Source organism: Dyella sp. OK004 (assembly GCF_900114495.1).
GTDB lineage: Bacteria > Pseudomonadota > Gammaproteobacteria > Xanthomonadales > Rhodanobacteraceae > Dyella_D.
This window is the reverse complement of sequence record NZ_FOZI01000002.1, coordinates 885,059-898,691: the sequence shown is the minus strand read 5'-3', so window position 1 is coordinate 898,691 and position 13,633 is coordinate 885,059. Positions and strand designations below refer to the sequence as shown.

The following is a 13,633-nucleotide window of genomic DNA, read 5'->3' as shown; positions in this document are numbered from 1 at the left end:
TCAGTGAAGTCAAGAAACCACCGGCTTTCGCCGGTGGTTTTTTTTCGGCCGCCGTCGGCCCGCGCGCCGACCTCAGAACGCCACGTTCACCGTCAGCCGCGCCGACTGGTCGCGCGCATCGCTGGCGAACTGGCCGTGGTAGCCGAAGTCCACCGTCACCCTATGGCTGAGCGGGAAGCGCAGACCGAGGTCGAATACGGCGGCGTTGTCCGCCACCGGCACGCCGTATACGGTGAAGTTGTCCGCGCCCGCGACGAAGCGTTGCTGGCGCTCCGGCACGCGATCGCCCCAGGCGTGTTGGTAGCCCACGCCGGCGTAGGCGTGCAGCCCGCCCGGTGCGAGTTCCATCGTTCCGCGCACGCCGGCGATGGCGGCGGTGAGGTTGGACGAGCTCTTGTCGACGGCGAGCGCGGCGGGTGTCCCGTGTTCGGTGAACGCGTCCGTGCGCACGTGCACCTGGCTGAGGTTGAGGTAGGGCTCGAGGGTGCCGCGGCCGAACTCGAAAACATAACTGCCATCGACATAGGCCTGTGCGGTGTTGGCGTCGTAGCTGGCCTGCGCCACGCCGGAGAACGGACCAAAAGCCATGCGGCGCGTGGTGTCGATCTTCTGCCACGCATAAGCGGCGCCGCCGCGCAGGCGTACGCTGCCCAGGTTCCAGCTCGCATACAGGCCGGCGTAGTTGGCCTTGGCATGCGCGGAGGAGCCGACCTCGTTCACGCGCAGGCTGTTCTGGCCATGGCCGACCACGCCGCCCACACGCAGCGCGTCGAATGCCGTATCTGCGCCCACCAGCAGGCCGCTGCCGTTCGCGCGCATGTCGTGCGCGTTGCCGTCGCTGTCGTGGTCGCCCCAGTGGCCCCACAGCGAGCTCCATACCATGGTGCCGCTGGCCGTCGCGCCCTCGGCGTTCTGGCCGCCATAGTTGGCACCGAGCAGGTGGTTGTTGATCGCGTCGCGCACATAATGGCTGTCGTCGAACAGCGCGGTAGTAGTGCTCGCGTGCATCTCGCCGGAGAGCTGGTCGAAAGCGTGACGCGCGGTCGGTGCATCGAGACCGAGCAGGGCGTCGTACACCGGCGAACTTGGATCGAGATGGTCGAGTGCGCCGGCTGTGTTCTTCTGGTTCTTGGTTTCCGCGACGCTTTCGAAGCTGATGTTGTTGCGCTGGAGCGATAGGTTGACTGCATTGGTTGTGTAGCTGAGCACTGGCGTCAGGAACAGCAGATTGGCGCTCACCGCGCCGAACTGGCCGGTCACGCCCTGTGCGGCGGTAAGAATGGTGTAGTCAGTACGCGGTGCGTAGTTGCCCGCCTGCGCCAGCACCAGCACGCTGCCGCCGAGAATGGACGCGTTGCCGCCGATGGCGATGCGGCTGCTCTGGCCGGCCGGCGTCGCACCTACCTGATAGCTGGAGCCGTTGCGGAACACCGCATTGCCCGTCACCGAAAGCGTGCCCGTCGTGTTGCCAGGCACGACCGCGCCAGAAAGATCGAGCGCGCCGATGGTACCGATGCCGCCCAGAATGGCGCCGCTGTTCACCGTTACCGCGCCGGCAAGCGTGGCGTTCGGATGGCTGTTATCGCCAATGATTAGCGTGCCCGCCGAGACGGTCGCCGCGCCTATAAAGGGATTGGCGCCGTTGAAGGTGAGGCTGCCTGTGCCGGACTTGAGCAGTGAGCCGTTGCCCGAGAGTGAGCCGTTGAATACGCCATTGCTGTTCTGGCTGAAAATCAGCGATGCGTTGTTGGCGATGTTGCCCTGCAGGCTGGTCGTATCGCCTTGCAGTGTGCCGGCGCTGATCGTGGTGCCACTGCTGTAACTATTCGCGCCGCTGAGCGTGAGCGTGCCAGTGCCGAGTTTGGTCAAGGAACCCGTGCCCGAGATAACGCCACCGAAGCTGCCATTCGCACTCTGGTTGAAGATCAGCGAAGCGTTATCAGTGATGTTGCCTTGCAGGCTGGTGGTATCGCCTTGCAGGGCGCCCGCGCTGACAGTAGTGCCGCCGCTGTAGCTGTTCGCGCGGCTGAGTGTGAGCGTGCCAGCGCCGAGCTTGGTGAGCGAGCCAGTCCCGGAGACGATGCCGTTGAAAGATCCGTCCGTGCCCTGATTGAAGATCAGCGAAGCGTTGTCGGTGATGTTGCCTTGCAGGCTCGTCGTATCGCCTTGCAAGGCACCGGCGCTGATCGTGGTGCCACCGCTATAGCTGTTCGCGCCGCTCAGCGTGAGCGTGCCGGCGCCGAGTTTGGTGAGTGAGCCAGTACCGGAGATGGCGCCGCCGAAGCCGCCATTCGCACCCTGGTTGAAGATCAGCGAAGCGTTGTCAGTGATGTTGCCTTGCAGACTGGTGCTGTCACCTTGCAGTGCGCCCGCGCTGATGGTGGTGCCGCCGCTGTAGCTGTTGGCGCCGCTGAGCGTGAGCGTGCCGGTGCCGAGCTTGGTCAGCGAACCGGTGCCCGAGACGGCGCCGCTGAAGGTTCCACTTGCGCCCTGGTTGAAGATCAGCGAGGCGTTGTCGGTGATGTTGCCCTGCAGGCTCGTCGTATCGCCTTGCAAGGCACCGGCGCTGATGGTGGTGCCGCCGCTGTAGCTGTTGGCGCCGCTCAGCGTGAGCGTGCCGGCGCCGAGTTTGGTGAGTGAGCCAGTACCGGAGATGGCGCCGCCGAAGCCGCCATTCGCGCCCTGGTTGAAGATCAGCGAAGCGTTGTCAGTGATGTTGCCTTGCAGGCTGGTGGTGTCGCCTTGCAGTGCACCCGCGCTGATGGTGGTGCCTCCGCTGTAGCTGTTGGTACCCGCCAGCACCAGCGTGCCGGCGCCGAGCTTGGTCAGGCCGCCGGTGCCGCCCAACGATGGGTTGACCGTGAACACGTTGGCGGCGTCCGCGATATCGAAGCCCGCGCCGGCCGCACCCATGGTGATCGCGCGACTGGTGGATTGAAACGCCGTCCCCGTTACGCGCAGCGTGCCGCCTTCGAAATCCAGGCCGGCACTCGCCGCGCCGAGATTGGCGTCGGCGCTCACGGACAGAGTGCCTGCGCTGAGCATGGTGCCTTGCGTATAGGCATTGCTGCCGTTCAACACCAGCGTGCCGGCGCCAGTCTTGTTGATGCCCAGCCCGGTCAGCGTGTTGTCGATGGTGGCAGTCCAGCCGGCGCTGGCCGCGCTGCCGTCGCCCACGCGGATCTCGCTGAGCGCGCCGGGCGATGGTGCGACCAGGGCGATCGTGCCGCCGTTCAACAGATAGCCATCGCTGGCGAATTGCATGCCCAGCGCGGTGACGGGCTGCGAGCCGCCCGGGCCATCATCGACCGTCACTGTGCCGGGCGCACCGCCGAAGATCGCGAAGGCGTCGGCGGGCTGGCGCGTGGAAGTGATCGACCCCACCGCGTCGGTCCAGTTGGTCTGCGGCACCGCCCAGGTCCCGCTGCCACCGCCCATGGTGGCATTGGTGGCCAGGCCATTGGCGTTCCAGAAATTCAGTGTCAGGCCGTTGGTGTTGATCAGGTTGATCTGCTTGCTCGCGGTGAGGTTCTGGATAGTGAAACCTGACGGCGGCGCGATGCCTCCATTGGTTTCGGTAAGCGTCCCGCCGTAAGTAAACAGGTTGTACAAGCCGGGTCCGAAACCGCCGGCATCGATCGGATTCACCGCGGCGCCGTTGATGGTGAGATTGCCGCCCACGGCGACGTTGTGGCCGACGCCTGGCGTGCTGAAGTTCGGCCCGGGTGCGCCGAATGAGAAGTCGAGCAGGCTGCCCTGGGCCAGCGTGAGACCGCCGCTCACCGTGAGCGTGCCAGTGGGATTGCCGGGTGCGAGGTGGCCGCCGGCCAACACCGAGGCGCTACCGCCGATGATGCCGAAGCCACCCAGTGACGCGCCGCTTGCCACGGTGACGTCGCCGCCTACGGTTGCGCTTGCGTGCGCTGCATCGCCGCCCACCATCAGACTGCCGGCCTGCACCTGCGTTGTGCCGGTGTAGGTATTGGTGCCGTTGAGCACGAGTGCGTTGGCGGTATTGGTCAGGCCCCCTGTGCCATCGATCGCACCGCCAAAGCTGCCGCCGCCGCTGCCGCTCACGCTCAAGGTATTGGCGCCCAGGTGGATCGCACCGCCACCGCCTGTAAGCACGCCAATGGCCTGGTTGCCAGCGGCAGTAATGTCGAAGGTGCCTGCCGGCGCGAGCGTCAGCGAACTGCCCGCGGCAAGGCTGCCGCCTGCGCCGAGCGCCAATGTGCCGGATTGGATGCTAGTGCCGCCGGCGTAGGCGTTGGCGCCGGTCAGCGTCTGCGTGCCGGTGCCGTTGATCACCACGCCGCCGCTGCCGGCGATGGCGCCACCGAAAGTGCCGCTACCGGCGGGTGCGAGCGTCAGCGTGTTCGCACCGATGTTGACCGTGCCGCCGGTACCCGCGAGCGAGCCGATGGTCTGCGCACCCGCAGCCGAGAGATCAAAGATGCCGCCCGTGGCGAGCGTGACCGGTCCACTCGCAGAGAGTGAGCCGCCAATACCGAGCGCCAGCGTGCCAGCGTTGATCGTGGTGCCGCCGGTATACGTATTGGCGCCGCTCAGCGTGAGCATGCCGCTGCTTTGCTTGACGATGCCTCCGGTGCCGCCGATGGTGCCCGCAAAGGTCGAACTGGTGATGTCGCCGAGGGTGAGCGTGTGGGTGCCCAGCGCGACCTGACTGCCGGCGACGCCCGACAGCGCGCCGATGGTCGGGTTGGCGGCGGCGCTGCTGATGTCAAAGATGCTGGCCGCGCCGTTCAGCGCGACCGTGCCCGCGGACGCGAGGCTGCCGCCCGGGCCGATCGCCAACGTGCCGGCATCAATGGCGGTACCGCCGGTATAGGTATTGGCGCCCGCCAAAGTGAATACGCCGGTGCCTTGCTTGACGATGCCGCCCGTGCCGGCGATTCCACCCAAGAAAGTCGTGTTGATGTTGTCCCCCAGCGTGAGCGTGCGCGCGCCGAGCGCGATCTGGCTGCCGGCGGCGCCGACCAGCGTGCCGATGGTCTGGTTGGCGCTGGCGCCGGAGATGTCGAATACGGCGTTAGCGCCCAGCAGATTGAGCATGCCGGTGGCCGCCAGTGAGCCGCTTGTTCCGAGCGCGACGGTGCTGTTGCTCCCGATGATGGTGCCGCCGGTGTAAGTATTGGCCGCGGCCAGGGTTAATGTGCCGGTACCGATGGCAGTGCGGTTCGTGGTCAGGGCACCGCTGCCGGACAGCACGCCAGACAGTGTGAAGTTGTTGTCGACCTGGGCGGTGAGGCCGCCGGCATTCAGCGTAATCGCCTTGCTCAGCGTCGAACCGTTTGTGCTCGCGCCGATCGCACCGCCGTTGGCGGTGATCGGGGCGCTGCCGAAATTGGCGTCGCTGTCGAAGTTGGCCAGGCCGCCGTTGAGCGTGGCGTCGCCACTGACCAGTGCGCCCTGCAGGTTCCAAGTGCCGCTGTTTACCGTCAGGTGCTGGAAGTTGATGTAAGTGCCGGCGGAGGCGCCGGTCACGGGACCGCCGGTGCCCGAACCGGGGCCGACCACGACGTTCTGCAACACCAGCGTGTTGTTGCCGCCCGCGCCACCGTCGATCTGGCCGGTCGGCGCGAACGTGAGATTGATGCCGAGCACGCCGAGCAGATTCAGCCCAAGGCTGCCGCCGCTGTTGACGTTGGAGCCCGACACTGCGGTGAAGGTGTTCGTGCTGTTGGTGCCCATCGACACGCTGCCGCTGATCGTGCCTGCGTTGATGAAACGGTTACCGGCGGCGGAAGATTCCAGCGCGGTGCGGCCGACGACCGTACCGGTATTAGTGAAGTTGACCTGGGCGCCGCCATAAGCGGCGATCACAGGTGCGTCCGCTGGAAACAGGGAGACGCCGAGCAGGGCGGACGAACCGATGGTGCCGGCGTTGCTGATCGTGGTCGTGCCGCCGCCGCCATTGCGCACCGATAGCGCCATGCCGGTGAGGTCGGAGAGATTCAGGCCCAGCAGGCCGGTGGTGCCTTTCATGGTGCCCTGGTTGTCGACGACCACCGTGCTGCCAGGGATCGCGCTGCCAAGATTCGGATTGCCAATCACCGTGCCAGAGGAGAGCAGGCTGAGCAGTCCAAGCAGGGAGGGATCGATGGTGCCGCTGTTGTTGAGCGTCGTGCCGTTGCCGGTGAGCGACATGGCGGTGCCGCCGAGGCCGAGCAGCACGCCGGCGGAGGCGCCGGGTTGCACGTTGACAGTGAGGTTGTCGGCACTCGCGGCGTAGGAAGGAGCAAGCAGGTTCGCGGCTCCCGTGCAGGTCACGGTGGCGCCGTTGGCCGGATTGGCGGGCGTGCAGCTGGCCATCGCCGACTCCATCGGGATGGCGCATACGGCCAGGCAGGCCAGCGCGAGCAGCCGGCGCGCCAACCGCGGCTGCATAGCCTTTGCCGGAGTCGAGATCCCGCCGTGCGCGCGAGTCAGTTCGGAAGCGACCTGAAGCACGCGCAGCGCGCGGTTCCAGACGAGCCGGTAAATGCGATTCATGTTGTACCCCCTGATGTGAAGACCGGTGCCGGGCGGCTTCGCTGCGTGTATCGCGGCTCTCCTATGAGCCGCGGCGGTGCAGGTTGCGTATGCGCGTGTCCAAGCCGGATTGGCCGGCGTCGACGCGGATGCGCAGAAAAGGGAGGGCGGAGTCAGCCCGCCGTATCGCTACGGCGACTCAGCTATCGAACGCCGCGGCGCGCGGCGATACGGCGCGGGCGCGATCCTTCGGGCGATGACCATCTGACACCTCCTGTGCAATGGATAAGGAAATGCGCTTGGCGTATGCGCATAGGGTCCGGACGCGGACGGTTCGCGATCGGCCGGGTGCGGCGACAGCGGAAACCTGCGGACTTGCTTGAGCTGCGAACAACGACGGACTTCGGCAGTCATCACACCCCCCGTGTGGACAGCGATGTCGAGTTCTGAACGGACGGTGGCGCTAGGCTCCCGTCGCCCTTCGGCTTGGCACGTTTGCGTTTCTGTAATTAGTAAGTCGTGAAGAAACGAGATGCGCAGCGGATTCTAGGTGGGCAAGCCGTCAATGGGCGGTGAAAAGGACACACCCAAAAAAACGGGGCGCCACTGGGCGCCCCGTCTGTTATTGCCTGCTTTCGCTGAGGATCACTTCAGCTCGGTCTGGCTGGTGAACACCATGCCGGCGTTTTCCACGTGCATTTCGCCGTCGATGGTTTTGATGCGCTCGGCCTGCTGGCGCATCGTTTCGAACTGCGCCTTGGAGCGCTCGGCGGCAGCCTTGCGCGTGGCAACGGCCTGGGCGTCGCTGTCGTCGCTGCCTTCCTCGTGACCCACTGAATTGGTGAGTTCGGCGATGCGTTCGGACTTCTGTTCCATGGCCTTAATCCAGGCCAGGTACATATCGCCGCTGAGGCGCAGGCGGGTCATGCGGCCAGCGTCGCCAGCGGGTGCTTTCAGCAGGTCGCCGAGCTTGGCGTCTTCACCCTGGCCGATGGCAAGAGCAAGTGCCTTGTCGCTCATCGCGACCGACACAGGCTGACCCAGTGTGGCGGTCATTTCCTGCGGCAGGGCCACCGGCTTGCTGTCCGGCGCCAGCTTGATCTGGGCGAGCGCGGGCGCAGCCATGCGGCCCATGGCGAGCAGGGCGGCGGGATTGCTGCTGCCGATCACCACACGGCCGGTGAACTTGGGCGTGCTGCCCTCGCTGCCGGCATCGAAGCTGTCCAGCGCCACGCGCAGGCCTAGCAGGTCGCCGAACGGCGGCATCGCTGCTTGCTGCGACACCTGGCCCAGCTTGGCGAAGGTGTCGTTGAGATCGAGCATCGCCGGGCAGCTGAAGGGCTTGGCGGCAACGGCGTCGGCCTGGGCACCCCAGAAGGTGCGCAGCTGCGCCACCGGCAACGCCAGGCTGAGATCGAACGGGGCATCGCCCGCGGCACCCAGGCCAGGCAGTTCCACCTTCACGCCAGTGAATGCCTTGGTGATGTCGTCGGCCAGCGCCACGTCCCAGCGCAGGTCCTGATGCTTGGCGTCGAGCTTGGTGTAGCCGAAGCTGACCGACGGCACGCGCGATGCGATGCGTGTGGCATCGGTTTCGCAGCTCGGCGGAATCTGCAGGCGGTTGGCCACCGGCTCGCCGGTCTTGGCGGACTCGGCTTCGGCGTGTGCCTTGAACACCGCGCTGAAGAACGGATCCTTGCCACTCGCGGCAAGCGGCAGCGCGCGAGTCAGGTCGAGCTGGCCGATGGCCCACGGCTGGTAGCCCTTGTCCTTGGCCAGTTTCTCCAGGCGATCGTCGTCCTGGATGCTCTTGGCCGGACGGTCCATGCCCAGCGCCTGGCGCAGCATCGGCTGCGGTGCGTCGGCGGGGAGTACGGCGGCCACCGCCTGTTTGCCGACCACGGCGATGACCACTTGGGTGCCGGCTTCGGTGACGACATGCTTGCGGTAATTCTGGCCGTCCACGGTGGCAGTTTCGAATTTCTTGCCGTAGGCGGTTTCGAGGCGGCCGATGAAGGCATCGAAAGCCTTCGGGTCGCTCAGCTCGAAGCGCAGCACCGGGGCCAGGCCCAGGCCGTAGAAAGCGGAGCGGCCTTTGACGTTGAGGCCGGCGTTCTGCGCGAAGGTCTCGATGCTCTTGCCGTCCAGCTCGGCGATGATCGCCTTAAGCAGGTTGGCCGTATCGGCGTCCTTCGCGCTCATTTCCTGGGCGGTCGACTTCAGCTGCGCCAGCTGCGCAGGCAGCTGTGCGTCGGCCTGTGCGAGCATGGCCTTGCGGGTGTCGTCATCCAGTACGTCCAGATTGGCTACGACGTACGGCGTGTCCGCCGGTACGAAAGCCAGGGGGGCATCCTTGTCCTTGTGGCCGCAGGCCGCCAGCAGCACGCCGGCGACGGCCAGCGCGAGGTAGCGCTTTGTCGATCGCATGTTGATTCCCTGAAGTGGTGTGGTGTTGCGGGGGGAATTATGCCTGTTTCGGTGTTGCGCTGCGGCGCGAGAGGGTGTTTCTGCGACACCGCTTCTACTTCGTCATTCCGGCGAAGGCCGGAGGAGCTTTTCAACAGCGAAGCTGGTCATCCAGTGGCGTTGTGGCTCGGTTGTCGCGTTATCGCGACCGGGCTCGCCTGTCGCGGGCTTCCGAACCGCTGCCGCGGTCCGAGTCACTTTCTCTTTGCTGGCCCACGCACCCGCAGGAGCGGGTGCGAACAGCGCAGCTGGCCCGAAGGGTGGAGGGCATGGATGCCCGGAGTAAAGAGAAAGTAACCAAAGAGAAATGGCCTGAAAGCAGGCGGTGTGCTTTGTAGCTGCGCCCTTTCCAGTGTCAGGCGTCGGGATGGTTTTCTTCGGGGGGCCTGATCGTCCGGTCATCTCCGCTCCACAGGAGACCCTTTATGGGCTCGCCTTGCGTCGCTTGGTGCAAGCACTGCTCCCTCCCCTGCAAGCAGGGGAGGGTTGGGGAGGGGTAATGGGTGCTCGGGAGGTTGCTGCTACGGAGCGTTGTTGCTTTGTGGTGGGAGCTGCGTGCCAGCCTTAGCGAGCCAGCACTTCCCCCAGAACGGCCATCCGTACAAACACCCCGTTACCCACCTGCTCAAGAATTCGCGACTGCGCGCCGTCGGCGACGTCGGAGGCGATTTCGATGCCGCGGTTGATGGGGCCGGGGTGCATGACTAGGCAGCCTTTAGCGGCAAGGGCGAGGCGGCGTTTGTCGAGGCCGAAGCGTTGGAAGTAGGCGGCTTCGTCGGGGAGGTCGGTGGCGGCCATGCGTTCTTTTTGCAGGCGAAGCATGATGATGGCGTCGGCGCCTTCGATGGCCTGGTCAAAGTCGGTGAAGCGCTGGCATTGCGGCAGTTCGGTGTCGGCGGGCATCAGTGCGGCTGGGCCGCACAGGCGGATGTTTTTGGTGCCGAGGGCGGACAGTGCATGCACGTCGGAGCGTGCGACGCGGGAGTGCTTTACGTCGCCGCAGATGGTGACGGTGAGGTTTTCGAAATCGGGGCGGTGCTGGCGGATGGTCAGCGCGTCGAGCAGGCCCTGGGTGGGGTGTGCGCGGTTGCCGTCGCCGGCGTTGATCACCGACACGCCGCTCATCGCGTGGCGCACCAGTTCGTCGGGGGTGCCGGAGGTTTTGTGGCGCACCACGATAGCGTCGAGGTGCATCGCTTCCAGCGTGTGCAGGGTGTCGTACAGCTCTTCGCCCTTGCTGGTGGAAGAGAAGCCGATGTCGAAGTTGATCACGTCGGCGCCGAGGCGGCGCGCGGCCAGTTCAAACGAGGTGCGCGTGCGCGTGGAGGGTTCGAAGAACAGATTCAGGATGGTGCGCCCGGTCAGCAGGTCCAGCTTGCGCGTGCCATGGGCGCAGGCGTCGCGCATGGATCCGGCGCGGTCGAGCAGGCGTTCGATGGTGGCGCGCGGCAGGTTTTCGAGCGTGGTCAGGTGGCGCAGGCGTGGGGTCATGGCAGCAGATGTCGGCTCAGGGTGAGGTGGCGTCGTGGGCGACGGGCGCAGTGGGTTGGGCCAGCCAGCGTTCGAGGATCACGGCGGCGGCTTCGGCATCGATGGCGGCGGCGTCACTGCGTTTCTTCAGGCCGGCGGCGCGCGCCTGGGCGAAACGCTGGGCGGCTTCCTGCGAGCTATGGCGTTCGTCGATCAGGGCGACCGGCAGGCGATAGCGTTCGTGCAGGCGTTCGGCGAGGCGGCGGGCGCCGCGGCTGGCGGCTTGTTCTTCGCCATCGAGCGTGAGTGGCAGGCCGATCACCAAGGTGTCGGGCAGCCATTCCTGGCGCAGCGCATCGAGCTTGGGCCAGTCAGGTTCGCCGTTGCGTACGGGAACGGCGGCAAGGGCGCGGGCGAGGCCAGTGAACCGGTTGCCGACCGCGACGCCGAGCAGTCGGCTGCCGTAGTCGAAACCGAGCACACAGCTCATGCGTGACCTGCGTAGCCGGGCAGTTGCAGCGGATCCACGCCAACCAGGCCGGCCGCCGCGCTCCAGCGTTCTTCCAGCGGGGTATGGAACACCACGCGCTCGTTTGCTTCAACGGTGAGCCAGGTGTTGTCTTTCAGCTCCTGCTCGAGCTGGCCGGCGCTCCAGCCGGCATAACCCAGCGCCATCATGGCCTGGCGCGGACCTTCGCCTGCAGCCATGGCGACCAGGATGTCGCGCGAGGTGGTCACCGACCAGTCGCTGTTGATGCGATAACTCGATTCCCAGTGACCCGGTTCGCGATGCAGTATAAAGCCGCGCTCCTGCTGCACCGGGCCGCCGATCAATACCGGCAGGTCAGCCACTTCGGGGTCTTCGCACTCCAGCTTCATCTGTGCCAGCACATCGCCCAGGCGATATTCGGACAGCTGATTCACCAGCAGGCCGACCGCGCCGTCTTCATCGTGCTGACAGATAAAGGCCACGCCGCGCGAAAACGGCGGCTCGGCCAAGCTGGGCATGGCGATCAGGAAATGGCCGGCGAAGGACGGGGGAGGTGTAACGGTCATGCACACATTGTATGCGCAGGGGGCGATAGATGCGTGTGAGGGCGTTCAGGCGATGTGATGCACGTAGGAGCGCACCCTGTGCGCGACAAACCGGCAGGACTGCCGGTTTGCACGCCGTAAGCCGCCCGCAGGGTGAGGGCCATGGATGGTTCGAATGAAAGCCCTGCACGACAAGAGCGAGACTCTAGAAGATCACGGCGCTTGCGAGCCGGTTCGCCCACAGGGTGGGCTCCTACCATGATGGTCCGCGCTTTAGCGCGTATGCAGCACGTTGTTCGGCTGGAACTGCCAGGTACGTGTGATGTGCAATTCATCCACGCGCTCACCGCCCGTGGGCAACGGCGGGAACGGCGCGGCCAGACGCACGATGCGTTCGGCGGCTTTGTCGAGCAGTTGGTGACCTGAGCTGTTGATCACTTCGATGCTCAGCACTTTGCCATCGCGGCCAACGGTGACAGTGAGCAGCACGTCGCCGTGCAGCTGCTGCCGGCGCGCGGCGTCGGGGTAGTTCAGGTTGCCGACGCGCTCGATCCGGTCCACCCAGCCGCGCATATAGGCGGCGTAGGCGTATTCGCGGGTGGATGAAGAGATGAACTTCTTCTTCGGGCGCTTGGCGTAAGACTCCTGCAGCTGGCGCCGCTCGGCGGCCAGCTGGGCGGCTTCCAGGCGCATGCGGTCGGCGTCGGAGGTGGGCAGGTCGCTATCGGTCTTCTGCGGATGCGCGCTGTCGGAGTTCACGCTGAAGCGGCTGTTGCCAGTGGTAGTCAGCAGCTTGGCGTTGGTGGCGTCCTGTGGCTTGGTCGTCGTCGCTTGCTGGGCCTGCTCGGCGACGCCGGGCTCGGGCTTGGGCATCGGGCCGGAAAACGGTTGCGAGGGGCGGGCGGCCTTGTCGCTTTCGCCGCCGCCACGGTTATTGGCCTGGGCCAGGAAGTCGGCCTTGTCCGGCGCCTCGCGGTTGGCCACGTCGACCAGGGTCACGTCCAGCGTGGGCAGGCTCGGCTTGGGCTTCACGTAGCCGAAGGTGATGCCCAGCACCAGCACGCCGTGCAGCAACAGCGAAAACAGCAGGGTGGCGCCGATCAGGTCGGCGCCGGTGGTGCGAGGGGCGGGGGAACTCACGCGGCGCGGTTTCCGAGGGTGATGTGCTCGATAACGTCGAACAACTGGCCGGCAATATTAAGCCCGAATTGTTTGTCCAATTCGCGCGCACACGTCGGCGATGTGACGTTGATCTCGGTGAGGTAGTCGCCGATCACGTCCAGTCCCACGAACAGCAGGCCCCGTTGCCGCAGTTCCGGCGCCACCTGGGACACGATCCAGCGGTCGCGATCCGATAGCGGCACGCCTTCGCCACGCCCGCCGGCGGCCAGGTTGCCGCGGAACTCGTCGCCCTGCGGGATGCGCGCCAATGCGTACGGCACAGGTTCGCCGTCCACGATCAGGATGCGTTTGTCGCCCGCGCTGATCTGCGGAATGAATTTTTGCGCCATCACGAACTCGGCCTGGTGGCTGTGCAGGCCTCCGCTCAGCAGGGTTTCCAGCATTGAATTCAGATTGCTGTCGCCTGCGCGCACCCGGAAGATGCCGCGTCCACCCATGCCGTCCAGTGGCTTGAGCACGGCCTCGCCGTGCTCAGCGACGAAGCGGCGCAAATCGCCCTTGTCGCGCGACAACAAGGTAGGCGCCATGCACTGGGCGAAGTCGAGGGCGTACATTTTCTCGTTGCAGTCGCGCAGCGCCTGCGGATCGTTCACGACGGTCACGCCTGCCCGCTGGGCCAGCGACAGCACCATGGTGTCGTAAATGAATTGGGAATCCACGGGCGGATCCTTGCGCATCAGCACCACGTCCATCCCGGCCAGCTCCTGCCAGCGCGCCTCGCCCAGGCTGAACCAGCCGGACGGGTCCTCCTTCACCTGCAGCGGTGCCAGCCGCGCCCAGGCTTTGCCGTCGCGCACGGCCAGGTCGCCCTGCTCCATGTAGAACAGCGCATGTCCGCGGCGCTGGGCCTCCAGCAGCATGGCAAAGGTGGTGTCCTTGGCGATCTTGATGGCGCTGATGGGGTCCATCAGCACGGCGACCGAGAGGGCCATCGTCATTCTCCGGTAGTGGGAGCCCCTTAGGTTGATGCGGCTGGAGAGCACGCAAG

General features: G+C 65.9%; 7 protein-coding genes. All 7 read right to left on the bottom strand.

Going from position 1 to position 13,633, the window contains the following annotated elements; translation table 11 throughout:
- Positions 1-72: 72 nt before the first annotated feature.
- The gene (locus tag BM338_RS10675; RefSeq protein WP_090450852.1) at positions 73-6,513 is read right to left on the bottom strand and encodes an autotransporter-associated beta strand repeat-containing protein; all 6,441 of its coding nucleotides are present in this window, start codon (positions 6,511-6,513) and stop codon (positions 73-75) included.
- A gap of 624 nt (positions 6,514-7,137) precedes the next feature.
- Entirely contained in the window at positions 7,138-8,919 is a 1,782-nt protein-coding gene (locus tag BM338_RS10670; RefSeq protein ID WP_090450851.1) for a hypothetical protein, read from the bottom strand.
- A 603-nt stretch (positions 8,920-9,522) separates the two neighbouring features.
- Positions 9,523-10,449, bottom strand: coding sequence for an aspartate carbamoyltransferase catalytic subunit (locus BM338_RS10665; RefSeq protein ID WP_090450850.1), 927 nt, complete (start codon positions 10,447-10,449; stop codon positions 9,523-9,525).
- Between the two features lie 16 nt (positions 10,450-10,465).
- A complete protein-coding gene (gene ruvX, locus BM338_RS10660; RefSeq protein WP_090450849.1) occupies positions 10,466-10,918 on the bottom strand; it encodes a Holliday junction resolvase RuvX in 453 nt (150 codons plus the stop codon).
- On the bottom strand, positions 10,915-11,484 hold the full coding sequence (locus BM338_RS10655; protein WP_090450848.1) for a YqgE/AlgH family protein: 570 nt from the start codon (positions 11,482-11,484) through the stop codon (positions 10,915-10,917). Before BM338_RS10655 ends, ruvX begins: the two co-directional genes overlap by 4 nt.
- 252 nt (positions 11,485-11,736) lie before the next feature.
- Positions 11,737-12,603, bottom strand: coding sequence for an energy transducer TonB (locus BM338_RS10650; RefSeq protein WP_090450847.1), 867 nt, complete (start codon positions 12,601-12,603; stop codon positions 11,737-11,739).
- Positions 12,600-13,577 (bottom strand): glutathione synthase, encoded by a 978-nt coding sequence (gene gshB, locus BM338_RS10645; RefSeq protein WP_090450846.1) that lies wholly within the window; start codon positions 13,575-13,577, stop codon positions 12,600-12,602. Before gshB ends, BM338_RS10650 begins: the two co-directional genes overlap by 4 nt.
- Positions 13,578-13,633: the final 56 nt, after the last annotated feature.

Bases quoted from the DNA above. Each gene is read 5' to 3' on its own strand.
- BM338_RS10675 (WP_090450852.1), bottom strand. From the start codon at position 6,513: ATGAATCGCATTTACCGGCTCGTCTGGAACCGCGCGCTGCGCGTGCTT.
- BM338_RS10670 (WP_090450851.1), bottom strand. From the start codon at position 8,919: ATGCGATCGACAAAGCGCTACCTCGCGCTGGCCGTCGCCGGCGTGCTG.
- BM338_RS10665 (WP_090450850.1), bottom strand. From the start codon at position 10,449: ATGACCCCACGCCTGCGCCACCTGACCACGCTCGAAAACCTGCCGCGC.
- ruvX (WP_090450849.1), bottom strand. From the start codon at position 10,918: ATGAGCTGTGTGCTCGGTTTCGACTACGGCAGCCGACTGCTCGGCGTC.
- BM338_RS10655 (WP_090450848.1), bottom strand. From the start codon at position 11,484: ATGACCGTTACACCTCCCCCGTCCTTCGCCGGCCATTTCCTGATCGCC.
- gshB (WP_090450846.1), bottom strand. From the start codon at position 13,577: ATGGCCCTCTCGGTCGCCGTGCTGATGGACCCCATCAGCGCCATCAAG.